This is a genomic window from Achromobacter sp. 1011811831 (assembly GCF_059760905.1).
Window position 1 is genome coordinate 1 of the sequence record NZ_JCBANG010000018.1, and the last position, 23,446, is coordinate 23,446.

Genomic DNA, 23,446 nt, shown 5'->3' on the forward strand with positions numbered 1-23,446 from the left:
CGCGCCGCAGGCGTCTCGTGAATGCCTGGGCCGCCGACCACGCCCACAACCTGGCCGGCGCCACGCCGCTGATCGCCCTCGACATGTACGAGCACAGCTACCACATGGACTTCGGCGCCAAGGCCGCGGCCTATGTGGACGCCTTCATGCAGAACCTGTCCTGGACGGCGGCCGAGGCCGCATTGGCCAACGTGGAGGGCTGAATGAAGCACGCCACTACCTCTGCATCGTTCTCGCATGAACCGATCAGCAGGCCGACGCCGAATGGGGGCGGCGCGCGTCGAGCCGTGCAGTGCCTCGCGCGGTCGATCGGCCTCGTGCTCCTGAGCCTGCTGGGGGTGGGGGCGTCATACGCCGACGTTCTGCCTGCACCTCGACAGTTGTCTCCCCATGCCTGGGCCTGGATCGGTCCCTATGAGGGCCCGAGCACGGCCAATCGGGGTTTCCGCATGAATCTCGGCTTCGTAGTCGGCAAGGAGGCCGTGGCCGTCATCGACAGCGGCTATTCACCCGAAATGGCCGAGGCGATGCTGCGCCACATCCGCGCGCGCACCGCGCTGCCGGTGCGCTATGTGGTCAATACCAATTCGCAGCCCCATCGTTTTCTCGGCAACGATGTCTTCCGCCGGGCCGGTGCCCATATCCTCGCCGGCCGGGAGGCGGCCGAGCGCATGGGCCGCGACGGCGCCATGATGGCCGGCGCGGCGGCGGGCATTCTCGGCATCGCCGAATGGCCCGTGCCGGCCGCACCGGACCGATTGCTTGGCGCGGGCGAGTCCGTCGATCTGGATCTCGGCGGCGGCATCGTGCTGCGCTTGCGCCACGCCGGCACGGCCCATACCAAGGGAAGCCTGGTGGTGCAGGTGCTTCCGGACCGCACCGTGTTTGCCGGCGACATCCTGTACGGCGGCCGAGTGCCGGCCCTGATTCCGGATGGCAGCGTCAAGGGCTGGCTGGAAGCCTTCGATGCGCTGCGCGCCCTGGACGGCGCCATCTTCGTGCCCGGGCATGGCGAGCCCGCGCCGCTCGCCGCCTTCGAGCATCCAACCCGCGACTACCTGGCACGCATCAAACGCCACATGGACGATGCGGTGAAGAAAGGCACCGACATTGAATCGGCGAAGTCGGGCTTCGACGCCTCGGCCTGGCAATCGCTGGCCAACTTCAAGGAGCTGAACGGCCGCAACGCCTATCAGGCCTATCAGGAAAGCGAAGCCGACGGCTTCTGAACAGGAGACGACCCCGATGAAATGGGTCACCCGCGAACGCCCCAAGATCGACCGTATCGCCTGCCCCTGGCTGGTAACGCGCTTCATCGACGAGGCCCCCGAGTTCCTCTACGTGCCGGCTGGCGAGGTCCTGAAGGTCGCCGTCGACACCGGCGCGATTCCCTATGACGTGCCGAATGTCGAGCTCGGCCACCATGGCGACCGCTGCAGCTTCGATGCCTTCATCGACAAATACGAACTCGACGACCCGGCCCTGAACAAGCTGGCGCTCATCGTGCGCGCTGCCGATTGCGGCCAGCCCCAGCTCGCGAAGGAGGCAGCCGGCCTGCTGGCCATCTCGAAAGGGCTGTCGCTCAACTTCGCCGACGACCACGAGATGCTGAAGGCAGGCATGGTGATGTACGACGCGCTCTACGCCTGGTGCGCCGACACGCCACTGAAGAAGGTCGCCCGCCTGCTTGGCTTGAAGTGATGCTGCTGCCCCCCGGAGCTGCGCCCGAGGCACGTCTGCTGCTGATCGGTCGGGCGCTGCGGGCCTTCACCGACGGTTTTGTGGCCATCCTGCTGCCGGTCTATCTGCTGGCCTTGGGGTTGGGCAAGTGGGAGGTCGGGCTGATCAGCACTGCCACCCTGTTCGGGTCGGCGCTGGCAACCCTGGCGGTCGGGCAGTGGGGGTATCGCTTCCCGCAGCGCCGGCTACTCCTCGCCGCCGCCTGGCTGATGGTCGCAACGGGTCTGCTGCTGGCCGGCCTGGGCGGCATCGGCGCCTTCTGGCCGCTGCTGATCGTCGCCTTCGTCGGTACGATGAACCCCAGCTCCGGCGACGTCAGCGTCTTCCTGCCGCTGGAGCAGGCGCGGCTGGCCGAATCGGCGCAAGGCGAGGCGCGCACCTTCCTGTTCGCGCGCTATACCTTCGTCGGTGCCTTGTGTGCCGCGACCGGCTCGCTGGCGACCGTGATCCCGCAAGTGCTGACCGATGCCGGCATGGCCCAGCTCGACGCGTTGCGTCTGATGTTCGTCGCCTACGGGCTGACCGGCGTCGTGATCTTCGTCCTGTATCGCGCCTTGCCGGACCACCGTGTGCATGCGCAGGCGGCACCCGTGCCGCTGGGGCCTTCGCGCGGCATCGTGATCAAACTGGCGGCACTGTTCTCGGTCGATGCCTTCGCCGGCGGGTTGATCGTCAATACCTTGCTCGCGCTCTGGCTGTTCGAGCGTTTCGACCTCTCGCTCGCCGCCGCCGGCCAGTTCTTCTTCTGGGCCGGGTTGCTGTCGGCCGGCTCCCAGCTCGCCGCCCCCTGGGTGGCGCGCCATATTGGCCTGATCAACACGATGGTGTTCACCCACATCCCGTCGAGCGTCTGTCTGATCCTCGCCGCCTTCGCCGACAGCCTGCCGGTGGCGCTCGCGCTGCTGTTCCTGCGCAGCGCCCTGTCGCAGATGGACGTGCCGACGCGCTCGGCCTTCGTCATGGCGGTGGTAACGCCGGCCGAGCGCGCCCCGGCGGCAAGCTTCACCGCCGTACCCAGGAGCCTCGCCGCCGCAGCAAGCCCCGCCATTGGCGGCGCCTTGTTCGCCGCTGGCTGGCTGGCGGCGCCGCTGGTGGCCTGCGGCCTGCTCAAGATCGCCTATGACGTTGCACTTTGGCGCGCGTTTCGGAAGTACGAGGAACCCTCCTCTTGAGAGCACTCGCGCGCAAGCACATGGCGCGCTTCCGAAAGTCGCGACCATCAGAGCGCATCGCGAACGTGGCAACCGGAACTTTCCATGGCAGTTCGTGTGGATAGGGGCAAGAGGCAGGCGCCCCCCGAAAGGGACGCCTGCGGGCTACAACAAGCCGGCTTCGGCGAACGAGTACGGGCTGCCCTTGCCGACGATGAAGTGATCCAGCACCCGGACATCGACGGTGGCCAGGGCGCTCTTCAACCGCTCGGTGATCGCACGATCAGCGGCCGAGGGCTCGGTGTTCCCCGAGGGGTGCTGATGCGCCAGGATCAGCGCCGAAGCGTTGAGCGCCAGCGCACGCTGGACCACCACCCTCGGATACACCGAAGTCTGGTCGACCGTGCCCTTGAACAGCGGCTCAAAGGCGAGCACCTGGTGCTGGTTGTCGAGAAACACGACGGCGAAGATTTCGTTCGGCTCCGCGACCAGTTTCAGGCGCAGGTAGTCGCGCACGGCGGCGGGACTGCCCAGCGCCGGACCGGCCTTGAACACGCGGTTCTCCAGCAGGGTGATGGCCTGCCGGATGATCCAGTCTTCGTGCTGGGCGGCGATCAGGGTGAGCGACTCCGGGCGGGAGTCGGCGATGACGAGAGACATGGCGAACCTCCAAGGGATGAGATCGGAGGGCGCCTGCCCCTGGAGGGCAAACCCTCCTGGGGACGATGGGGATGGAACAGGTGACGAGCGGGCATCCACCACCGCGGATGCGGTGGCTGTTCGCGTCAAGGGATGCGATGCGAACGGGTCTCGATCAACGCGGACGAGCCGCGCCGCAGCCTTGAAGATCGATGGCTACCTGGGCATGTCACCGGCGACGCCGGCGGGCATGTCTGGGGAATGGGCGGGTTCGGCTGCGGTCGTGCTGCCGGCGGCGAGCAGGTCGATGGCCGACAGCAAGGCATCGCCTTCGACGGGACCGTGCAGCAGGAGGGTCTTGCCGGACTCGCGGTGGCGCAGTTGCAAGGCCGGCGTGGCCGCGATGCCCTGCTGTGCTGCTTCCGCCGCCTGGGCACGGATGACGGCATCGGGGCGATCGCTGTCGAGACAACGCTGCATGGCTGGCGTGAGGTCGGGATAGCGCAGGCCCTCCGGCAGGCCCTGGCCGTCGCCACGGGTGTTCGAGTAGAGCCACGCCACGGCCTGCCAGAACGTGGCATGTCCGCCAGTCTCGCCCGCGCACTCGGCCAGGCGTGCCTCGGCAGTCGCGGCCGGCTCGTGCATGGACAGCGGCAGGTGGTGCCACTGCCAGTTCACCTCGGCATGGGCGTCGATCCAGCGCTTGAGCGCGGGGAAATAGGCCCGGCAGTACGGACACTCCAGGTCGGCGTACCCGACCACCGTGAAGCGCGCATCGGCACGGCCATACAGCCAGGGCGGGCCGGCCGGTTTCGGCGCTTCGGACCCGGCGGCGGCCAGGGGCATGGACTCGGTTGCCGGATGCGGCACGCGCAGCAGCATCCACGAGGCAACCGCAATCGTCACCACGATCAGCAGACCGATCCAGGGATGACGGCGGGCGAATGAAGGCATGCGCATCGTGTCGCTCCCGTCAGGCCAACGTGTCCAGCGCCAGGGGTTCGATGCCCCGCGCACGGTCGATCTTCTCGGCCACGCGGAAGGCGGCATCGAGTTCGCTGATGCCGTGCTGCTGCATCAACTGGAAGCGTTCGGCCTTCTCCTCGGGCTCGGTCATCGCCATCGCCAGGTAGAGGCTGGGCGGCACGGCGCGGAACAGCACCTCCATCGACTTGGACAGGATGACGCCCTCGCTGAACTTGCCGGCCTCCTTGCGCGCCGAGAGCATCAGCGCCTTCTGCGAAGCGTTGAGTTCGCGGAAGCGCGCGATCTTCTCCACTTCATCGGGTGGCATCGACAGGCAGATCCACCACTCGATCATGTTGAGCATGGGCTCGGCCGCCTTCGGCAAGTCGTCGAGGTTCTGCGTGGCGAGCCAGAACCAGGCGCCGAGCTTGCGCCACATCTTGGTGATCTTGACCACGTAGGGCGCGAGCAGCGGGTTCTTCGTGATGATGTGGCCTTCGTCCGTCACGTTGATGATCGGACGGCCCAGGAACTGGTCGCGCTCGGCGATGTTGTTGACGGTGTTGATGAGCGAGATGTAGGCAATCGAGAGTTGGGCGTTGTAGCCCTCGCGCGCGAAGGTGGCCAGGTCCACGATGGTGATGTCCGCCTCGGGCCACGGCGTGCCGGAACGGTCGAACATCTCGCCGTCCACGCCCTGGCAGAACATATCCATGGCGTCGGCCATCTCCAGCAGCCGTGCGCGCCGCATCTCCGGCAGCGTGGCGTCGCGGGCGCGCTCGCGCAGCGCGTCGCGCACATCGCGCGTGAGCACCGTGCGTCTGTCCGCCACGCAATGCTGGGCCGCATCGAGAATGCACTGGCGGATCAGGCTGCGGTCGGCGCGCGTCATGCGCGCTTCTTCCTTGTCCTCGCCGCCGGTGATCATCAGTCGTGCAGTGATCTCCAGCTCCCCGAGCACGTCGCGCTGCTCGTCGCCTTCCACGGCCATGCCGGCATCGGTCTGGTCTTCGTCGAGCGCATCGGCGTCCAGCGTCTGTACCTGGCTCGGCGTATCGACCAAGCGCCAGGCGTCGGCGAACGGAGCCAGACTGACGCCCGCGCCGGGCGCAAGTTTCACCCGATGCACGGTGAGACCCAATCGTGCCGCGAAGTCGCCAAACAGGCCGAAGCTGTTGCCCGCCTCGACGATGAACAGGCGCGGCCGATAGATCGCCGTCACCTGATTCAGGATGTTGTTGAGCGTCGCGCTCTTGCCCGAACCCGTGGGGCCGAAGAGGAACAGATGCGCGTTCATCTGCCGGTCGAGGCGGTTCAACGGATCGAAGGTGATCGGGCCGCCGCCGCGGTTGAAGAACGTGATGCCCGGATGCCCCGTGCCCTGGCTGCGGCCCCAGACCGGCGCCAGGTTCGCCGCATGTTGCGCGAACATGAGCTGGGTGTACCACTGGCGCTTGTCGGCAGCCGAATCGAACACGCACGGCAGCCAGCGCAGATAGCTGTTCAGCGGCGCCACCTCGTCCTCTTCGCGTACCGGTTGCAGGCCGGCGTTGAGCATCACGTTGACGAGCTGCAGGCCGCGCGCATCGAGCTGGGCCAGGTCGCAGCCGCGCAGGTAGAACGCCAGCGCACCGCGGTAGAGCTTGTGCGCGCTGCCGATCAGGCCGCGCGCCTGCTGCACGTCTTGCCGGGTCTGCTCCGAGGCCAGGGTTTCGCCGACGGCCTTCCTGGCGAGGTGGTTGAGGTGCGCCTCCAGCACGTCCTGGGGTGTGGCGACCAGCGTCAGGCACATCACCGTGTCCTCGGGCATCTGGTCGAACAGCGCGTTCATGGCATCGCCGCCTTTGCGCGTCTCGCCCGTCAGATGGCCCGTCACGGGTGGCGTGCGCAGGCGATCCATCACGATCACCCGATGCGGCATGCCGTCGAAGAACCACAGGCCGTTGGGCACGTCCGAACGGGGCTGGCCGAAGAACAGCCGTTGTGCGAAGTCGGTACCGCTGGCGAGTTCGATCTCGCCCTCCTCCCGCTCTTCCGGGTAGCGGGTCAGCGCGTAGAAGCGTTCCCGGTCTTCGGCGGTGGCGCCGAGCAAGGTCGGATTCGGGTTGAACCAGCGCAGCAGCCAGGCGTGGATGTCCGCCGCGCCGAGGCGCCGAGCCTTCACGCCGGCATTCGCCAGCCCGCCGACGAGGCGGTCGCAGATCGTGGTCAGCGCCTGCTCGGGCGACTGGCCGCGCCGCGGGGTCGGGGCCGCGGACGTGCGGCGATAGACCACCATACGCACGCGCCGCACCTGGCCGCGCCACGGCAGGCGCGTCACCGTGGTGTCCTCGAACAGGCCCCCCGGCTTGGCGATGGCCCGCAGGTGATGGGCGAAGAAGCGCAGGTAGAAGTCGCTGAACGCGCTGCCCTGCGCACGCGGCTGCAGATAGTTCGCCAGTGAACGCAGATAGTTGTCCCAGTCGGCCTCGTCCTGGGCGTAGAGCTGCACCACCCAGGGGTTGTCGTCCAACTCGTCGAAGGAGTCCTGCAGGGCGTTCTCCAGCGCATCGCGCGCCTGCCACAGCCAGGCCATCACGCGGCCCTCGGTGCCGACCGGCGCCAGCTCGAAGAAGGCCGCCACCGACTGGCCGTCTTCCAGCAGCATGCACTTGCTGCCGGGCAGGTACTCGACCCAGGGCAGCAAGTCCGCGAACGACGGCGCGACGCCATAGAGCGCATCGTGGTCGGCCTGGGTGGCCGGCCTGCGCTGGCCCCGGCCGAGCGCGCTGCCCGGCTCGGCGACACCCTGTGCCGCCAAGGCCGTTACGTGCCGTGCCCAGGCATCATCGGCCGCATCCACGGCGTCAGCAGGCGATGCGCCGGGCTTGCGTGACCACCAGGCCATCAGTAGTCCTCCACGCGCTCGCCCGGCATCGCGTACTGCACGCGCTGGTAGAGCGGGAACACCGTGCTGTAGCCGGGCACCGGCACCGGGTCGGTACCCGCCAGGTGCGGGAATACGTACATCACCAGGTCGGGGTTCGGCAGGCGGTGGAACTGGCGGTAAATCTCGTTCTGCGCGGTACGGGTGTAGCGCGCCTGCATGCCGGGCGTTGCCTGCACAGCGGCCTCGGTCAGCGGCCGGCGCAGGCCCTGGCGCGCATCGAGCAGTTGCCGGGCGGCTTGGCCGCCGCCCGCGCTGCCGCCGGTCTCCTGATGCCAGATGTCGAGCATGGTGCTGTCGCCGTGCGGCAGCAGCTTCTCCTTGCTGGTGGCGCAGCCGCCGAGCAGAGTGGCCGCCAGCAGCACGGCGGCCGTGTCAATCCAGATCCGAGGCATGGGCTTCTCCGGTGCGTTGGTGGACCCGACGCCCCTTGGCGTCGTAGTCGATGTCGAGCGGCTGCTCCAGATGCACGGCCACCCTGGCGCCAGGCTGCACGTAGACCGCCGCGAAGGCCTGGCCGTAGAGCTTGTTGACCCAATCGGCCATGTCGCGCACGCCGCCCGCGAGGATGCGGCCCATCGCATCAACGCCGCTGATGCCGACGGTGCCCAGCGAGCCGTTGCTGTTGGCGACCACGGCCACGCTGCCGTTGTCGGACTTGATGAGCGAGGCCGCGCCGGCGCCGGCCGCGGTGATGAGCGCCTGGCTGCCCAAGTACTGCTGGGCGTTGCTGCGCCGCTCGCCGCTGACGCAGGGGATGCCGTAGGGGTCGCTGATCCAGCCCAGGCCGCCTTGGATGCTGGCGCCGTTGTGACCCGAGTTGCCGCCGCTGCTACCGCCCTTGCCACTGTCCTCCGGCACCGTGCGGATGGTGCCGTCCTGGAACACGAACGTGACCGAGCGGATTTGCCCGCGCACGCACGAGAGCGTCCAGTCGCCCGAGGCCGTGCCGCTGACCACGGCGCCGGCCACGTCGGGGATGTCGATGCCGTTGGCCGTGAGGTTGTCCGGGCCGATCAGCACCTTGAACGGGTACGGGTCGTTGACGGTTCCGTCGATCGGCACGCGCCCGATCAGCGCCGTCATGGCAATCGACCCCATGAGCGTCGAGTTCGACGGCACGGTGTAGACGGCCTTCGTGGATGCGCCCACGGCGCGGCTGCCGACGTCGGCGACGGATTCCGCTGCGGCCGACAGGCTTTTCTGGGCCGGCCCGAAGCTCAGGGGAAAGCTCGGCTCCTTGCTGGCGTTCTTGGCGTCGACCTTGGCATCGTCGGGCTCGACCCACTGCGTGCCACTGGTGCCGCGGTTGAAGCGCTTGCCGTCACCCTCTTCCAGCCCCAGCCCGACGGGCAGGTCGGACGGGCCACCCTTGCCGGCAAGGCCGTCCAGTTGCCGCTGCAGATCCTGCAGCAGCCCCTGGGTCTGCTGCCTGTCGCTGGCCACCTGGGTGCGCTCCTGCTCCAGGCGGTTGCGTTCGCCTTCCAGCGCGCTCTGGATGCGCTGGTCGATCGCGCTTTCCCGCGCACGCAGGCGCTCGTTCTCGGCCTTGTGCTGCTTGTTGTCGCCAAGCGCGCTCTGCAGCTCGGTGCGCAACTGCTTCACCTGGGCCACCAGCGTGGCAACGGTATCGCGCGGCGTGTCGCCAGCGATGCCCAGGGCTTTCATCTCCTCGGGCGTGAGCGTACTGGCCGCGCCCTTGGGGGCGGGCTGGCCGCCGGGGGCGCCGGAGAACAGCTTGATGCCGACGAACACCAGCAGCAGCGCCATCGGGATCAGCAGCCACTTGAGCAGCGGATTACTCTTCATCGCGCGCTCCTCCGGTCGAGCCGGCCGCGGCGGCCGGCGGCAGGTTCACGGTGGCGTCGATCGGGCTCAGCGCCGGCAGCAGCGACTCGGCCAGGCCGTGGCCGCGCGTCACCAGGTAGAGCACCGTGGTGTCGGACGGGGTGCCGGCCGGCCCCAGGTTCGGATGCTGGAAGGTCGCCGCCACGAAGTTCCCCTGCAGGGCGCGCGGGTCGAGGTCGAGCCAGCGCGACGAGGTATTGGTGAGTCGCACGGCCGTCACCCACTGGTCTTCCAGGCGCCACGCGGCCAATGCCCGCGCGTGCACCGGCAGCGTCGGCAGCAAGGTGTCCAGTGCGAGGCCACGGCGCAGGTTCACGCGCCCGATGCCGGCGACCGGCTCGACGGTGCGCAGCGGCGCGTACAGGTTCTGTGCGGCATGGCGCGTCAGCACGACCGGTACCGGCGTCTCGCGCCGGGGAACGGATTTGTCTGCGGGCGCGTCGGCCTGCTCGTCCGCGCCGCTTGCCGCACCGCCGCCGTAGCGCTTCGCGGGGGCTTCCGCTTCCACGATGCGCACCGGCTCCAGCGGCGCCTGACCGTCCTTCGCCGGCTCGGCGGCGATGTCGAGCAGGATCAGCGCGCCGGATTCCACGTCCTGCAGTTGCAGCCGCGTGGGCGGAATCGGCTCGCTCGCCCGCAGGTAGATCGCGCCGCCGGCACTCTGCACGCGCAGGTGATCGCCGACGCTGGCCGGCACGCCGACGCGCACATTGCGGTCGATGAAGACCACGCGCTCCTGGCCGACCACCAGCGGCACCGGCAGGGGCAGGCGCTCCCAGCGCAGGATTTCCACGGCCTGGCTGGCCGGCACGACACCGAGGATCAGCAGGACGCCGGCCAGGGCCGACAAGGCAATGGGCTTCATGGGGAGTCTCCCTGCAGATGGCCGGAGGCGTTGGCGGGCGCGCCGGCCTGGGTCGGCGTCGGCGGCGGTTCGATGCGCTGGGGTGCGCCGGCGTAGCAGTCCAGCGCCAGGCCGAAGGGGTTGTGCTCCGGGTCGATGTCCAGCCGGACGACCTTGATGGGGTAGCGCACCAGGGCGCGCTTGACCTGCTCGGAGCCGTAGTACTCGTCCGCGCTCACGTCGAGCGTGACGATCCAATCGCGGTCGGAGACCACCTTGACGCGCGTGGCCGGATCATCGCCGTAGCCGCGGCCGGGAATCTCGTAGATGCCGCGCACGCGCTGACGCAGCTCGCCACTGGCGCGCCGGTACTCGTAGTCCTGTTGCAGGAAGGCCCGGCAGCTCGGCGTCAGGTAGGCCGACAGCGCGCGCAGGTTGCGCGGATAGTCTTCTTCGCCGTTCGTGGGCCAGCGCTGTACCTGCTGCCAGATGTAGAACGAGAAGGCATACACGCTCTCGGGCGGCACGTCCCACCACTTGCGCGTGCTGCCCGAGCGCAGATCCGGCGGCACATGGATGGTGAGACTCTTCGGCGCACTCCACCAACCGAAGCCGAGCAGCAGCGCCACCACGAACAGCGCGCCGGCCCCCAGACGCAACGTCTTCACGTGCGCCTGCAGGTGCGCAACCTCGTTCTTGAAACGGCTCATGGCGCCCCTCGATCGGTGTTGCGCCGGGTAGTCCAGTAGCCCGAGCGGGTGATGAGGCGCTGCCCGCCCAGGAGCGCCGCCAGCGCCGGATGCCGCAGGGCCAACCGCCATTGGAGCTGCCGGTACAGCCAGGTGTCGGGCCGGCCGCGCTTCTGCGCGCGCAGGAAGCCTCCGCCGACAAAGACGCCCAACGCGATGCCGGCGACGATCAGCGTGGGCACCATGGCGATGCTGTGCGTGAGCCAGGCCAAGGGCAGGCCGAGCGCGAACCCGGCTGCGGCCGACAGGCCGGTGCAGATCCACAACTCGTCGGCGGTCAGCCCGCGCACGACCACCGGCTGGCGGTTCAGCCGGTGCGGCAGGAAGGTCACCAGCGTGTCTTGCGGGGTCTCCGAAGGGACGGCCATCGCTTGCCGCCCTCACAGCACGCCGGTGGCCTTGGTGAGCAGCCAGATGCCGACCACCAGGAGGATCGCGCCCACGGCGACCGTCAGGCCGAACTGTCCCCAGGTGGCGCGGCCGGTGTGGATCTCCGAGTAGCGGGTGTAGGCGTGATAGCAGACACCGACGAACATCGAGGCGACCACCAGCAGCGCGATCAGCAGCACGATGTCGTAGCCGTAGTTCTGCAAGGTCTGCAGGATGCCGCTGCCCTGGCCGCGCGATGGGTCTTCCATGGTCGGCAGGCCCTGCGCGAAGGCCGACAGCGGCAGGCCCGCGAGCGCCAGCGGCAGCAGCGGTGCGGCGATGCGGGACGGGATGCGATGGGGTGTCGGTGGCGTGTTCATGGCGTATGGCCTTTCGTGACGGTCAGGAGAGGAGGAAGAAGGTCAGCACCAGGTACATCGCCACGAAGCGCACGACGACGGCGAGGAACTGACGTTCAGTGATGCGGTGCTCGGCCCAGCCGACGTAGGCGGTGCGCATGGCCCACACGCCCCACAGCAGCAACACGGCGAACACGAAGCCCAGCACCACGGCAGCGACGGCCGAAGGCGCAAAGCCGCCGTTGGCCTGGAAGGCGGCGACCTGATCGGCAGAGGGCGTCATGGCGACGGCTCCTCGTCGTCGGCGCGGTCGCGGCGGACGTAATCGCCGGCCAGCGGGACGGGATCGCGCGGCTGGGCGCGCTGGGGCACGAGGTAGTCCTGCAGGCCGGCGCGAACGCGCTTCAGGTCGGCGCGCAGCCGGGCGTAGTCGAAGTGGTAGCGGGCGCGTTCCTGGGGAGCGGTACTGGCGGCGTGCTCGGCGATGCGGTCGATCAGGTCGAGTTGGCGGGCGAGCGCAGCGAGCTGCTCACGCTCAGGAGCGTCGTCGGCAATGGCGGGTTGCATGGCCGAGAGCAACACGGCCAACAGCACGGCCAGCGAAGGCCATGCGGATGCGCGGCGGTTGGTCTGTCCCATCGTGCCATTCCCCGTTGAAGCGGATGGCCAGATGCTGTGGCGCGCTCTCGCTTTGCGCCGCAGGGAATGGGAACTACGGCATGACCGGATTTCCGGGGCGAGCTGGCGATCAACCGTCCAATGCTCCCGGGATTGTGGAGTTGGCCAGCACCTACCGCAGCTTGGTAGAATTGGCTAAACTTGGCAATCGTAATCAACGAAAGGCCAGATCGGATGGTTTCCGGATGACTGAAGTCGAGAGCGAGATCCTCACGCTTGAGGAGGTCGCGGCCTACCTCAAAGCCGGGAAACGGACGGTCTATCGCCTTGCCCAGAAAGGCGAGATTCCGGCGTTCAAGCTTGGGGGAACCTGGCGCTTTCGCCGCTCCGAACTGGATCGCTGGATCGCCGAGAGCATCAACAGGAAGAAATCGGAGGCAGTGTGAACATGGGTCTAAACAGCACTGCGAAGGAAGGGGGCAGGTTCATGACGACAACAGAAAACCAAATCGAACGAGATCTGATTGCCACACTGGAAGATCTCAAATACACGTATCGCCCCGATATCCGCGACCGTGCCGCGCTGGAGGCGAACTTCCGCGAAAAGTTCGAGACCCTCAACCGCGTTCGCCTGACCGACAGCGAATTCCAGCGCCTGCTCGACAGCGTGATCACGCCTGATGTGTACAACGCCGCCCAGACGCTGCGCAACATCAACAGCTTCGAGCGCGACGATGGTACGCCGCTGAACTACACCTTGGTGAACATCCGGGACTGGTGCAAGAACGACTTTGAGGTCGTCAACCAGTTGCGCATGAACACTGACAACAGCCATCACCGCTACGACGTGATGCTGCTCATCAACGGCGTACCGGTGGTGCAAATCGAGCTGAAGACCTTGGCGGTCAGCCCGCGCCGGGCCATGCAGCAGATCGTTGATTACAAGACTGACCCCGGCAATGGGTATAGCAAGACACTGCTGTGCTTCCTGCAGCTCTTCATCGTCAGCAACCGCACTGACACTTGGTATTTCGCCAACAACAACGCACGGCACTTCAGCTTCAACGCAGATGAGCGCTTCTTGCCGGTTTACCAGTTTGCCAGCGAAGACAACAAGAAAATCACGCTGCTCGATAGTTTTGCCGAGAAGTTCCTAGCAAAGTGCACTCTAGGGCAAATGATCAGCCGCTACATGGTGCTGGTGGCCAGCGAGCAGAAGCTGCTGATGATGCGGCCATACCAAATCTATGCCGTCAAAGCCATCGTGGAGTGCATCCACCAGAATTGCGGCAACGGCTACATCTGGCACACCACCGGCTCAGGCAAGACGCTGACTTCGTTCAAGGCGTCCACCCTGCTCAAAGACAATCCGGACATCGACAAGTGTCTGTTTGTGGTGGATCGCAAAGACCTGGATCGCCAGACTCGCGAGGAATTCAACCGCTTTCAGGAAGGCTGCGTCGAAGAGAACACCAACACCGAGACACTGGTGCGCCGCCTACTGTCGGATGACTACGCCGATAAAGTCATCGTCACCACCATTCAGAAGCTGGGCCTGGCTCTGGATGGGGCCAACAAGCGCAACTACAAGGAGCGGCTGGAGCCATTACGCAACCAGCGCATGGTGTTTATCTTTGATGAATGCCACCGCTCACAATTTGGCGACAACCACAAAGCCATCAAGGAGTTCTTCCCCAACGCCCAGCTTTTTGGCTTTACCGGCACACCCATCTTCGAGAAGAACGCCAGCTACCAGCAGATCGAAGGTCAGCAGGCCAGTTACCGCACGACCGACGACCTCTTCCAGCGTTGTCTGCATCAATACACCATCACCCACGCCATCGAGGATCGCAACGTCCTGCGCTTTCACGTGGATTACTTCAAGCCCGAAGGCAAGAATCCTCCCAAGCCTGGTGAATGTGTGGCCAAGCCCAAGGTCATTGAAACCATTCTCGCCAAGCACGATGCAGCGACCAATGGCCGCAAGTTCAACGCGGTGTTGGCAACAGCCAGCATCAACGATGCCATCGAGTATTTCGAACTGTTCGCGGAGATTCAAAAACAAAAGACCGAGCAAGGCCCTGAGTTCCGTCCGCTGAACATTGCCTGCGTATTCTCTCCACCTGCCGAGGGAAATAAGGACGTACAACAGATTCAGGAAGACCTGCCGCAAGAGAAAGAAGATAACCAGCAAGACCCCGAAGGCAAGAAGGCGGCGCTCACGCGCATCGTGACCGATTACAACACGCGCTTTGGCACCAACCATCGCATCAGCGAGTTCGACCTGTACTACCAGGATGTGCAAAAGCGCATAAAGGATCAGCAGTACCCCAACAGCGATCTCCCCGCCGCGCAAAAGATCGACATCACCATCGTGGTGGACATGCTGCTCACCGGTTTCGACTCCAAGTACCTCAATACCCTATACGTGGATAAGAACCTCAAGCATCACGGTTTGATCCAGGCGTTTTCGCGCACCAATCGCGTGCTGAACGACAGCAAGCCCTATGGCAACATCCTCGACTTCCGTCAGCAGCAAAGGCCGGTCGAAGAGGCGATTGCACTGTTCTCTGGCGAGAAGATCGACAACCCGCGTGAAATCTGGCTGGTAGACCCTGCGCCCAAGGTCATCGATAACCTGCAAACCGCCACACAGAAGCTGGCTGACTTCATGCAGTCGCAAGGCGTGGGCAATGCGCCGGAAGACGTGGCCAACCTGAAAGGCGATGCCGCACGGGCGCAGTTCGTCAATCTGTTCAAGGAAGTACAGCGCCTCAAGACCCAGCTCGATCAATATACCGATCTCTCGGATGAGCAGAAGGCGCAGATCACCCAGATTGCGCCACCCGATCAGATGCAGGGCTTCAAAGGTGTGTACCTCGAAACGGCCAAGCGCTTGAAGGAACAGCAGGATCGCGACCAGACCCCGCCAGAAGTGCAGCAGCTTGATTTTGAATTCGTACTCTTCGCCTCAAGCGTGATCGACTACGACTACATCATGGGCCTCATCGCCAAGCTGACCCAGCAGAAGCCCGGCAAGCTCACCATGAACCGTGAGCAGCTCATCGGCCTGATTCAGTCCGACGCCAAGTTCATCGACGAGCGCGAGGACATCGCCGAGTACATCCGTGGCCTGCCAATCAATGAAGCCCTGGACGAAAATCAAATCCGCAGCGGATTCGACCGCTTCAAGGCAGAGAAAAAAACACGGGAACTCACCGATCTCGCCAACCGCCACACACTGGACGCATCAGCGCTGCAAGCCTTTGTCGATGACATTTTGCGCCGCCGCATTTTCGATGGCGAACGCCTCTCCGAGTTGATGGCCCCGCTGGAACTTGGCTGGAAAGCCCGCACGCAGAAAGAGTTGGCCCTGATGGAAGAGCTGACACCACTGCTGCACAAGCTCGCCCAGGGTCGAGAGATTGCCGGTTTGGCTGCCTACGAGGAGGGACGATGATGGGAACCGTCTTTGCACAAGGGGCACAGTGGGTTCGTGCGGACTTCCATCTGCACACCCGCGCAGATCGTGAGTTCAAGTACACAGGCGATGACAACTTCTACAACAGCAAGTATGTGAACGCGCTGGAGAAAGCAGGTATCCAGCTGGGCGTCATCACCAATCACAACAAGTTCGATTTTGAGGAGTTCAAAGCGCTGCGCAAGACAGCGCAGAAGAAGAATATTGCGCTGCTGCCCGGCGTCGAGCTGTCGGTCAATGACGGGGCCAATGGCATCCACACCCTGGTTGTTTTTTCCGACGACTGGTTGGCCGATGGTCATGACCATATCAACCCCTTCCTGGGCGTTGCGTTTGAAGGAAAAGTCCCTGCCCAGTACGAGCAGGAAAACGGGCGTTCCTCTCTGTCGCTGTTGGAAACCATCAAGAAGCTGGAAAGCTATCACCGCGACTTTTTCCTTGTCTTTGCCCATGTCGAAGCACCGAGCGGACTGTGGGCCGAATTGGACGGGGGGCGTCTTGCCGAACTGGGCCAGAACGAATTCTTCCGCCGTCGCACGTTGGGCTTCCAAAAGGTACGCACGTACAACAAGCTGCAAGAGAAAAGCAAACCCTGCCGGACTAAAACGCAGCAGCATCTAGGTGGCTGGTACCCCGCCGAACTGGAAGGCTGCGACGCCAAATGCATCGAAGAGATTGGTCAGGGTAAAGCCTGTTACCTCAAATTGGGTGAACTGTCCTTTGATGCGGTCAAGTTTGCCTTGAGCGATCCTGCTTCGCGGGTCGTCACGGAGCCGCCCAAGCATCTCGCATCGCACATCCGCAGCATTCACTTTGACGGGGGCATCCTTGACGGGAAAACGCTGCATTTCTCGCCTGAACTGAACACGTTGATCGGCATCCGGGGCAGCGGCAAGTCTTCCATTCTGGAAGCAGTGCGCTACGCTCTCGATATTCCTCGCGGGGAGAAAGCGCAGGACACCAAGTACAAGGATGAACTGATCCGCCACACTCTGGGCAGCGGCGGCAAGGTGACGCTGACGGCCTGTGACGTATACGGACAGGTATTCACCATCTCCCGCATTTTTCGCGAAGCGCCGAACGTCTATCTGGACGGCAAATTGCAGCCCGGTGTATCGATCCGGGAAACTGTGCTGCGCCGTCCGATCTACTTCGGGCAGAAAGACCTTTCCAGCACCGGCGAAGGTTTCGAGACCGATCTAGTGGAAAAGCTGGTGGGCGAAAAGCTCCGCACACTGCGAGACGAAATCGAAACCCAACGCCAGCATGTGCGTGATGCTGCGCAGCGCTGGCTCAAGCTCAGCAATACTGCCGAACTCAGGCGTGATTACCAGTCCCAGCTCACCGATGCCAACTTCCGGCTGAAGAAATTTGAAGAGTACGGGGTTGCCGACAAACTGCAAAAGCGCCTTGGCTTCCAGCAGGATGCCAGTGCACTGGCACGTATGAAGGAGCGGGCAGACAGCTTTGTGCTCGCCCTCGGGCAATTGATCGCCGAGCACGAAGACGATCTGCGTAATGCCACGAGCTACGTCTCCAAGCAGAACCCCGACTTCTTCACGGCTTATTACGCCGAATTTGCCAACCTCGTTGCCAAAGTCGATCAGCTCAAGCAAATCGAGCAGGAGGCCCGCGCTGTTACCTCCCGGCTTCAATTCAAACAAGGCGAGTTCGATGCCGCGCGCCAGAGTCTTCAGGAAGAGTTTGCCCAGGTCGAACGTCAGCTGGCTCAGGAACTCAAGCAGACCGGCATGACGGCCATCCAGCCGGATGACTTCCTGACCCAACAGCAGCGCAAAACCAAGGCGGAGCAAATGCTGGAGGCGCTCGCCAAGCAGGAAAGCCAGCAAAGCAGCATCCGCGACGCATTGTTTGCCGAGATCGACAAGCTCAACGGCCTGTGGCTGCGCGAGTTCAACGCCATCAAGGCCGAACTGGATCGGGTGAACGCTGGCCATACCGCCTTGCAGATCGAAGCCGACTTCAAGGGCGACAAGGAGGCCGCCATCAGTTTCATGCAGCAGCTCTTCAAGGGCAGCAACATCCGCGAAACCACCCTGCGCGCAGTGATGGAGGATTACGCCGATTTCGGCGGGCTGCTGCGTGATTTGCCAAACGCCTTGAAAAAAGCGGGCAGTACGCCGGAGGTTTTCGAAAAGACTTTCATGCAAAACCTGATGGAGTTCGTGGTCTATCAGGTGCCTAACCGTTTCGTCATTCGCTATCGCGGCAAGGAACTCAAGCACCACTCGCTCGGGCAGCGTGCTTCCGCGTTGCTGCTATATGTGCTCAGCCAGCGCCAGAACGACGTGATCATCATTGACCAGCCGGAAGACGATCTGGACAACCAGACCATCTACGACGACGTGATCAAGCTGCTGCGCGAGATGAAGCCTCACGCCCAATTCATCTTCGCCACCCACAACGCCAACTTTCCGGTGCTGGGTGATGCGGAGCAAGTGCATGCCTGCCGCTATCAGGATGAGCAAGTCGCCGTACAAAGCGGCAGCATCGACGCTCGTCCCGTGCAGGACGCCATCATCAACATCATGGAAGGAGGCCAGGAAGCCTTCAACCGACGCAAAGAGGTTTACAACCTATGGAAACCACAGAACTGATCGACTGCTTGAGCCGTGGCGAAGACAGTCGCCATCAGTTCAAAGAGAACTTCACCAATGCCGACGCGCTGGCGGCGGAGATCGTGGCCTTCGCCAACACCGCTGGCGGGCAGATTTTCATTGGGGTGCAAAACGACGGCACGGTGCTGGGCTTGTCTCATGCGGACATCGACCGCCTGAACCAGCTCATCTCCAACAGTGCCTCACAAAACGTGCGGCCTGCGGTGAACCCGCTCACCGAAAATGTGCCGCACCCCAACGGCACCGTGATGGTGGTCACCGTTGCGGAAGGCGTCAGCAAACCCTACATGGACAAGAACGGCGCCATCTGGGTGAAGAACGGCTCGGACAAGCGCCGCGCCACCTCGCGTGAAGAAATCCAGCGCCTGTTCCAACAGGCGGGTCTGGTACATGCGGATGAAACGCCCGTGGCGGGCTTGAGCGCGGGCGATGTGGACCTGCCCTATTTCGAAACCTTCTTCGAACAGCAATTCGGCGAACCGCTCGCCCAGCACAAGCAACCGCTGCCGCAGCTCTTGACCAACATGAACCTGATGAACCAGGGGCAGCTCAATGTGGCGGGCAGTCTGCTGTTTGCCAAAGCACCGCAATACGCGTTGCCTGCCTTCATCGTCAAGGCGGTGGCTTTTGTCGGCAATGAGATCGAAGACCAGCGCTACATCGACAGCCGCGACATCACCGGTAAGCTGGCCGATGTATTCCAGCAGACGCTCGGCTTCATCGTCGCTAACACCCGTGCTACTCAGGGTGAACAGGGCTTCAACTCCCAAGGCCAATCGGAGATTCCGCGCATCGTCTGGGAAGAGCTGGTCGCCAACGCGCTCATCCACCGCGACTACTTCATCAGCGCGCCGGTGCGCGTGCTGGTGTTTGCCGATCGGGTCGAGATCATCAGTCCCGGTCATCTGCCCAATAACCTGACCATCGAAAACATCAAGGCAGGCAACTCCAATATGCGCAACCCAATCCTGGCGTCCTTTGCCGCCAAGCTGCTGCCCTATCGCGGACTGGGCAGCGGCCTGCTGCGCGCCTTGCGGGCCTGGCCGCAGATTGAACTCATCGACGACCGGGCGGGGAATCTATTCAAGGCCATCGTGAAACGGCCGCAGGAGCAAGTGGCATGAGTGGTAATGAAAAAAAGCTGCTGGTGCCACGGTTGCGGTTTCCGGAGTATCGGGCCGAGGACGGATGGGGCTCTGAATTTGGAAATATGATCTTTGATCAAATTTCCAATAAAGATCACAACTCCGACCTCCCTGTTCTTGCCATAACCCAAGAGCAAGGAGCAATCCCTCGGGAAATGATTGATTATCATGTTTCCGTAACTGACAAAAGCTTAGAAAGCTACAAGGTGGTTGAAGTCGGCGACTTCATCATTAGCCTGCGTTCTTTTCAAGGCGGCATTGAGTTCTCTAGATATAGGGGGATTTGTAGTCCTGCTTATGTAATTCTACGACTGCGACATGGCCACTCTGAAGATTACTTTAGGCATTACCTAAAAACTGATCGTTTTATCGCTCAAATGATCAAAAATCTTGAGGGGCTTCGTGATGGAAAGATGATCAGTTACAAGCAGTTTTCCGAGCTTGAACTGCCAATCCCTCCACGCGATGAACAACAAAAAATCGCCGACTGCTTGTCTTCGCTGGATGATCTGATCGCGGCGGAAACTTACAAGCTCGACACCCTCAAGACCCACAAAAAGGGCCTGATGCAGCAGCTTTTCCCCCGCGAAGGCGAAACCGTGCCACGGCTGCGGTTTCCGGAGTTTCGGGAAGCGGGGGAATGGGAGGAAAAGACACTTGGTGCCGTTTGCGACATGCAAGCTGGAAAATTCATTTCTGCTTCAGAGATCTCAGAGAAGAAAATTGACGGCTTGTATCCATGCTTTGGCGGCAACGGGCTACGTGGCTATTGTAAAACGTATAACCAGTCTGGCCGATATTCGCTCATCGGTCGTCAGGGAGCTCTTTGCGGCAATGTGAATCTTGTTGATGGGGATTTCTACGCAACCGAGCACGCTGTGGTAACGACGCCTAAAGCGGGCATTAACACTGGCTGGCTCTTCTACAACCTTTGCCTTCTTAATTTGAATCGCTTGGCTACGGGTCAAGCGCAGCCTGGTCTGTCCGTTGAAGTGCTTGAGAAGGTCGATTGTGTAGTCCCCAAAAACAAAGACGAACAACAAAAAATCGCCGACTGCCTATCTTCGCTGGACGATCTGATCACCGCCCAAACCCAGAAAATCGATGCCCTCAAGACCCACAAAAAGGGCCTGATGCAGCAGTTATTCCCGGTACTGGACGAGGTGGACGCATGAAGCCGGCTCAATCCTTCGCCGATCTGCCCGCGCTGGCTACACATCTGCGCAGCGAGCTGGAAAACAAAAAAACCATCCTGCTCTATGCCTACAACGGCACTGGCAAGACACGGCTGTCCATGGCCTTCAAGGACATGGGCAAGCAGGACGACGCCCGCGATACCCTGTACTTCAACGCATTCACTGAAGACCTGTTCCACTGGAACAATGATCTGGCAGGCGATGCGGACCGGCGCTTGCTGCTCAATAAGGATTCGCGCTTCTTTCAGGGGCTGTTCGATCTGGAAATGGACAACCGCATCCGCCCATTGCTGCGGCGTTACGCGGATTTCGACTTCCGGATCGACACTGAGGGCCCAGAGTGGGCGGTGCGCTTTTCGCGCTTGGGGGATGGCCAGACCGTTGACAACATCAAGGTGTCACGCGGCGAGGAAAACATCTTCATCTGGTGTTTTTTTCTGGCTGTGGTCGAACTGGCGATGGACGCCGATATCGAGGCGTACCAATGGGTGAAGTACCTGTATATCGACGACCCGATCTCGTCGCTAGATGAACACAACGCCATTGCCGTCGCCAATCACTTGGCGCAGTTGCTCAAGCGGCAGGACAATCGGCTCAAGACAGTGCTCTCCACGCACCACACCTTGTTTTTCAATGTGCTCTGTAACGAGCTGGGCAAGGCGCGCCGCTATGTGATCAACAAGCACCCGGCTAACGGCGGCTATCTGCTGCGACCCGAAGAGGGCGATACGCCCTTCTTCCACCACGTTGCGGCCTTGGCAGAACTCTATCAGGCTGCACAGGAAGATCGTTTGTTCACGCACCACTTCAACATGCTGCGCACGATTCTTGAGAAGACGGCGAGCTTCCACGGCCACAAGAACTTCTCGGCCTGCATCAAGCAAGAAGATGATGACCCCGACGGCATTTTGCATGCCCGTTTGATCAACATTCTCAGCCACGGCAACTACTCGCTGTATGAGCCGCAGCAGATGCTCGATGAGAACAAGGCTTACTTCAAGAAGATTCTGAACGACTTCTTGAGCCGATACCCCTTCAATCCCGATTTGTTCCCTCAAGTTCCTGAGGCCGCAACAGCAGGTACACCATGACTGAGTTCGAAAAGCAAAAACTAGGCAAGACCCTATGGGCCATCGCCGACCAACTGCGTGGCGCGATGAATGCGGACGACTTCCGCGATTACATGCTGGCTTTTCTCTTCCTTCGCTATCTGTCGGACAACTACGAGGCTGCCGCGCAGAAGGAGCTGGGGGCGGACTATCCAGACCTTCCTTCCGATGTATTGAGGCAGACTGGCGTGAATACGCCGCTTCAAGCGTGGTACGAGGAAAATCTGGACGACGTACCCGAGTTCGAGAAGCAGATGCGCCGCAAGGTGCATTACGTTATCGAACCCCAATACCTGTGGGGCAACATCGCCGAGATGGCGCGCACGCAGGATGCCGAGCTGCTGCACACTTTGCAAAAAGGCTTCAAGTACATCGAGGAAGAGTCCTTCGCCAGCACCTTCCGGGGCCTGTTCTCAGAGATCAATCTGGCGTCGGATAAGCTGGGCAAGACCTACAGCGAGCGCAATGCCCGCCTGTGCAAGATCATCGCCGAGATCGCCAAGGGACTGGGGCAGTTCTCTACCGACAGTGACACGCTGGGCGATGCCTACGAGTACCTGATCGGCCAGTTTGCGGCAGGCTCGGGCAAGAAGGCTGGCGAGTTCTATACGCCGCAGCGCATTTCAGACATCTTGTCGGCCATCGTCACGCTGGACAGCCAGGAGCCAGCCACCGGCAAGCGCTCGCATCTGGATAGCGTTTTCGACTTTGCCTGCGGCTCGGGCTCCTTGCTGCTCAACGTGCGCCGCCTGATGGGGCCGCACGGCATTGGTAAGATTTACGGCCAGGAAAAGAACATCACCACCTACAACCTAGCTCGCATGAACATGCTGCTGCACGGGGTGAAGGACTCGGAGTTCGAGATTTTCCACGGCGACACCCTGCTCAACGAGTGGGACATTCTGCGGGAAACCAACCCGGCCAAGATGCCGAAGTTCGACGCCGTGGTGGCTAATCCGCCCTTCAGCTATCGCTGGGAACCGACCGATGCGCTCGGCGAGGACGTGCGCTTCAAGAACCACGGCCTGGCTCCAAAGTCGGCGGCCGACTTTGCCTTCTTGTTGCACGGCTTCCATTTCCTGAAGCAGGACGGCGTGATGGCCATCATCCTGCCGCACGGCGTGCTGTTCCGTGGCGGCGCGGAAGCGCGCATCCGCACCAAGCTGCTCAAGGACGGTCACATCGACACCGTGATCGGCTTGCCGTCCAACCTGTTCTTCTCCACCGGCATACCGGTGTGCATCTTGGTGCTGAAGAAGTGCAAGAAGCCGGACGACGTGCTGTTCATCAACGCAGCCGAGCATTATGAAAAGGGCAAGCGGCAGAACCAGCTCTTGCCCGAGCACATCGACAAGATCATCGACACGTACCAGTTCCGCAAGGAAGAGCATCGCTACGCGCGCCGTGTAAGCATGGAGGAGATCGAGAAGAACGATTTCAACCTCAACATTTCGCGCTACGTGAGTACGGCAGAAGCCGAGGAGGAGATCGACGTCGCGGCGGTGCATTCAGAACTGATTTTGTTGGATCAAAAAATCAAGACGGCCACCGAGCGGCACAACGAATTCCTCAAGGAGTTAGGGCTGCCCTTGCTACCTTATGGCACGTCGATGTCATTGCCGAAATAGTGTGCAAACCGTATTCGCGCCGTGGAGCCACTTACCGGT

22 protein-coding genes are annotated in these 23,446 nt (G+C 62.7%); 11 read left to right on the forward strand and 11 right to left on the reverse strand.

Annotated features, from left to right (window positions below; translation table 11 throughout):
- From AC6LJ9_RS09595 to AC6LJ9_RS09610, 4 genes are all read left to right on the forward strand, one after another.
- The coding region (locus tag AC6LJ9_RS09595; protein ID WP_498147381.1) for a Fe-Mn family superoxide dismutase at positions 1-203 on the forward strand (203 nt) is incomplete at its 5' end.
- Positions 204-1,229 carry an MBL fold metallo-hydrolase gene (locus tag AC6LJ9_RS09600; protein ID WP_082076299.1) on the forward strand — a complete coding sequence of 342 codons (1,026 nt, stop codon included), beginning with the start codon at positions 204-206 and terminating at the stop codon, positions 1,227-1,229.
- Between the two features lie 16 nt (positions 1,230-1,245).
- Complete coding sequence (locus AC6LJ9_RS09605) at positions 1,246-1,701, forward strand: chromate resistance protein ChrB domain-containing protein (protein WP_045786191.1); 456 nt, start codon at positions 1,246-1,248, stop codon at positions 1,699-1,701.
- Positions 1,701-2,912 carry an MFS transporter gene (locus tag AC6LJ9_RS09610; RefSeq protein WP_498147382.1) on the forward strand — a complete coding sequence of 404 codons (1,212 nt, stop codon included), beginning with the start codon at positions 1,701-1,703 and terminating at the stop codon, positions 2,910-2,912. Before AC6LJ9_RS09605 ends, AC6LJ9_RS09610 begins: the two co-directional genes overlap by 1 nt.
- A 144-nt stretch (positions 2,913-3,056) precedes the next feature.
- Here AC6LJ9_RS09610 and radC read toward each other — a convergent pair whose 3' ends face one another.
- From radC to AC6LJ9_RS09665, 11 genes are all read right to left on the reverse strand, one after another.
- Positions 3,057-3,551, reverse strand: coding sequence for a RadC family protein (radC, locus tag AC6LJ9_RS09615; RefSeq protein ID WP_003292123.1), 495 nt, complete (start codon positions 3,549-3,551; stop codon positions 3,057-3,059).
- Between the two features lie 195 nt (positions 3,552-3,746).
- Complete coding sequence (locus AC6LJ9_RS09620) at positions 3,747-4,490, reverse strand: DsbA family protein (RefSeq protein WP_498147383.1); 744 nt, start codon at positions 4,488-4,490, stop codon at positions 3,747-3,749.
- Positions 4,491-4,503: 13 nt separating this feature from the next.
- Positions 4,504-7,383: a conjugative transfer ATPase gene (locus tag AC6LJ9_RS09625; protein WP_498147384.1), complete on the reverse strand. Its 2,880-nt coding sequence runs from the start codon at positions 7,381-7,383 to the stop codon at positions 4,504-4,506.
- On the reverse strand, positions 7,383-7,817 hold the full coding sequence (locus tag AC6LJ9_RS09630) for a TIGR03751 family conjugal transfer lipoprotein (RefSeq protein ID WP_274496004.1): 435 nt from the start codon (positions 7,815-7,817) through the stop codon (positions 7,383-7,385). The genes AC6LJ9_RS09625 and AC6LJ9_RS09630 overlap by 1 nt, the downstream gene beginning before the upstream one ends.
- The gene (locus AC6LJ9_RS09635) at positions 7,798-9,231 is read right to left on the reverse strand and encodes a TIGR03752 family integrating conjugative element protein (protein WP_498147385.1); all 1,434 of its coding nucleotides are present in this window, start codon (positions 9,229-9,231) and stop codon (positions 7,798-7,800) included. The genes AC6LJ9_RS09630 and AC6LJ9_RS09635 overlap by 20 nt, the downstream gene beginning before the upstream one ends.
- Positions 9,221-10,135 (reverse strand): TIGR03749 family integrating conjugative element protein, encoded by a 915-nt coding sequence (locus AC6LJ9_RS09640; protein WP_498147386.1) that lies wholly within the window; start codon positions 10,133-10,135, stop codon positions 9,221-9,223. Before AC6LJ9_RS09640 ends, AC6LJ9_RS09635 begins: the two co-directional genes overlap by 11 nt.
- Positions 10,132-10,824, reverse strand: coding sequence for a PFL_4703 family integrating conjugative element protein (locus AC6LJ9_RS09645; protein WP_010792125.1), 693 nt, complete (start codon positions 10,822-10,824; stop codon positions 10,132-10,134). The genes AC6LJ9_RS09640 and AC6LJ9_RS09645 overlap by 4 nt, the downstream gene beginning before the upstream one ends.
- Positions 10,821-11,231: a TIGR03750 family conjugal transfer protein gene (locus AC6LJ9_RS09650; protein ID WP_498147387.1), complete on the reverse strand. Its 411-nt coding sequence runs from the start codon at positions 11,229-11,231 to the stop codon at positions 10,821-10,823. The genes AC6LJ9_RS09645 and AC6LJ9_RS09650 overlap by 4 nt, the downstream gene beginning before the upstream one ends.
- Positions 11,232-11,243: 12 nt before the next feature.
- Positions 11,244-11,612, reverse strand: a complete 369-nt coding sequence (locus AC6LJ9_RS09655; RefSeq protein ID WP_016446157.1) for a TIGR03745 family integrating conjugative element membrane protein — start codon at positions 11,610-11,612, stop codon at positions 11,244-11,246.
- 22 nt (positions 11,613-11,634) lie between these two features.
- Positions 11,635-11,874 (reverse strand): TIGR03758 family integrating conjugative element protein, encoded by a 240-nt coding sequence (locus AC6LJ9_RS09660; protein WP_003294214.1) that lies wholly within the window; start codon positions 11,872-11,874, stop codon positions 11,635-11,637.
- A complete protein-coding gene (locus AC6LJ9_RS09665) occupies positions 11,871-12,230 on the reverse strand; it encodes an integrative conjugative element protein, RAQPRD family (RefSeq protein WP_498147388.1) in 360 nt (119 codons plus the stop codon). The genes AC6LJ9_RS09660 and AC6LJ9_RS09665 overlap by 4 nt, the downstream gene beginning before the upstream one ends.
- A gap of 80 nt (positions 12,231-12,310) precedes the next feature.
- Here AC6LJ9_RS09665 and AC6LJ9_RS09670 point away from each other — a divergent pair, with 80 nt between their 5' ends.
- The 7 genes from AC6LJ9_RS09670 to AC6LJ9_RS09700 are packed head-to-tail and all read left to right on the forward strand — an operon-like array spanning position 12,311 to position 23,407.
- A complete protein-coding gene (locus AC6LJ9_RS09670; protein ID WP_498147389.1) occupies positions 12,311-12,655 on the forward strand; it encodes a helix-turn-helix domain-containing protein in 345 nt (114 codons plus the stop codon).
- Between the two features lie 41 nt (positions 12,656-12,696).
- Positions 12,697-15,669 carry a type I restriction endonuclease subunit R gene (locus AC6LJ9_RS09675; RefSeq protein ID WP_498147390.1) on the forward strand — a complete coding sequence of 991 codons (2,973 nt, stop codon included), beginning with the start codon at positions 12,697-12,699 and terminating at the stop codon, positions 15,667-15,669.
- Entirely contained in the window at positions 15,666-18,308 is a 2,643-nt protein-coding gene (locus AC6LJ9_RS09680) for a TrlF family AAA-like ATPase (protein WP_498147391.1), read from the forward strand. Before AC6LJ9_RS09675 ends, AC6LJ9_RS09680 begins: the two co-directional genes overlap by 4 nt.
- On the forward strand, positions 18,290-19,453 hold the full coding sequence (locus AC6LJ9_RS09685) for an RNA/DNA-binding domain-containing protein (protein ID WP_033962725.1): 1,164 nt from the start codon (positions 18,290-18,292) through the stop codon (positions 19,451-19,453). Before AC6LJ9_RS09680 ends, AC6LJ9_RS09685 begins: the two co-directional genes overlap by 19 nt.
- Positions 19,450-20,649 carry a restriction endonuclease subunit S gene (locus AC6LJ9_RS09690; RefSeq protein ID WP_498147392.1) on the forward strand — a complete coding sequence of 400 codons (1,200 nt, stop codon included), beginning with the start codon at positions 19,450-19,452 and terminating at the stop codon, positions 20,647-20,649. Before AC6LJ9_RS09685 ends, AC6LJ9_RS09690 begins: the two co-directional genes overlap by 4 nt.
- A complete protein-coding gene (locus AC6LJ9_RS09695; RefSeq protein WP_498147393.1) occupies positions 20,646-21,761 on the forward strand; it encodes an AAA family ATPase in 1,116 nt (371 codons plus the stop codon). Before AC6LJ9_RS09690 ends, AC6LJ9_RS09695 begins: the two co-directional genes overlap by 4 nt.
- A complete protein-coding gene (locus AC6LJ9_RS09700; RefSeq protein ID WP_498147394.1) occupies positions 21,758-23,407 on the forward strand; it encodes a type I restriction-modification system subunit M in 1,650 nt (549 codons plus the stop codon). The genes AC6LJ9_RS09695 and AC6LJ9_RS09700 overlap by 4 nt, the downstream gene beginning before the upstream one ends.
- Positions 23,408-23,446: the final 39 nt, after the last annotated feature.

Excerpts from the sequence above, each read along its gene's own strand:
- AC6LJ9_RS09600 (WP_082076299.1), top strand. The coding sequence starts at position 204 with ATGAAGCACGCCACTACCTCTGCATCGTTCTCGCATGAACCGATCAGC.
- AC6LJ9_RS09605 (WP_045786191.1), top strand. The coding sequence starts at position 1,246 with ATGAAATGGGTCACCCGCGAACGCCCCAAGATCGACCGTATCGCCTGC.
- AC6LJ9_RS09610 (WP_498147382.1), top strand. The coding sequence starts at position 1,701 with ATGCTGCTGCCCCCCGGAGCTGCGCCCGAGGCACGTCTGCTGCTGATC.
- radC (WP_003292123.1), bottom strand. The coding sequence starts at position 3,551 with ATGTCTCTCGTCATCGCCGACTCCCGCCCGGAGTCGCTCACCCTGATC.
- AC6LJ9_RS09620 (WP_498147383.1), bottom strand. The coding sequence starts at position 4,490 with ATGCGCATGCCTTCATTCGCCCGCCGTCATCCCTGGATCGGTCTGCTG.
- AC6LJ9_RS09625 (WP_498147384.1), bottom strand. The coding sequence starts at position 7,383 with ATGGCCTGGTGGTCACGCAAGCCCGGCGCATCGCCTGCTGACGCCGTG.
- AC6LJ9_RS09630 (WP_274496004.1), bottom strand. The coding sequence starts at position 7,817 with ATGCCTCGGATCTGGATTGACACGGCCGCCGTGCTGCTGGCGGCCACT.
- AC6LJ9_RS09635 (WP_498147385.1), bottom strand. The coding sequence starts at position 9,231 with ATGAAGAGTAATCCGCTGCTCAAGTGGCTGCTGATCCCGATGGCGCTG.
- AC6LJ9_RS09640 (WP_498147386.1), bottom strand. The coding sequence starts at position 10,135 with ATGAAGCCCATTGCCTTGTCGGCCCTGGCCGGCGTCCTGCTGATCCTC.
- AC6LJ9_RS09645 (WP_010792125.1), bottom strand. The coding sequence starts at position 10,824 with ATGAGCCGTTTCAAGAACGAGGTTGCGCACCTGCAGGCGCACGTGAAG.
- AC6LJ9_RS09650 (WP_498147387.1), bottom strand. The coding sequence starts at position 11,231 with ATGGCCGTCCCTTCGGAGACCCCGCAAGACACGCTGGTGACCTTCCTG.
- AC6LJ9_RS09655 (WP_016446157.1), bottom strand. The coding sequence starts at position 11,612 with ATGAACACGCCACCGACACCCCATCGCATCCCGTCCCGCATCGCCGCA.
- AC6LJ9_RS09660 (WP_003294214.1), bottom strand. The coding sequence starts at position 11,874 with ATGACGCCCTCTGCCGATCAGGTCGCCGCCTTCCAGGCCAACGGCGGC.
- AC6LJ9_RS09665 (WP_498147388.1), bottom strand. The coding sequence starts at position 12,230 with ATGGGACAGACCAACCGCCGCGCATCCGCATGGCCTTCGCTGGCCGTG.
- AC6LJ9_RS09670 (WP_498147389.1), top strand. The coding sequence starts at position 12,311 with ATGACCGGATTTCCGGGGCGAGCTGGCGATCAACCGTCCAATGCTCCC.
- AC6LJ9_RS09675 (WP_498147390.1), top strand. The coding sequence starts at position 12,697 with ATGACGACAACAGAAAACCAAATCGAACGAGATCTGATTGCCACACTG.
- AC6LJ9_RS09680 (WP_498147391.1), top strand. The coding sequence starts at position 15,666 with ATGATGGGAACCGTCTTTGCACAAGGGGCACAGTGGGTTCGTGCGGAC.
- AC6LJ9_RS09685 (WP_033962725.1), top strand. The coding sequence starts at position 18,290 with ATGGAAACCACAGAACTGATCGACTGCTTGAGCCGTGGCGAAGACAGT.
- AC6LJ9_RS09690 (WP_498147392.1), top strand. The coding sequence starts at position 19,450 with ATGAGTGGTAATGAAAAAAAGCTGCTGGTGCCACGGTTGCGGTTTCCG.
- AC6LJ9_RS09695 (WP_498147393.1), top strand. The coding sequence starts at position 20,646 with ATGAAGCCGGCTCAATCCTTCGCCGATCTGCCCGCGCTGGCTACACAT.
- AC6LJ9_RS09700 (WP_498147394.1), top strand. The coding sequence starts at position 21,758 with ATGACTGAGTTCGAAAAGCAAAAACTAGGCAAGACCCTATGGGCCATC.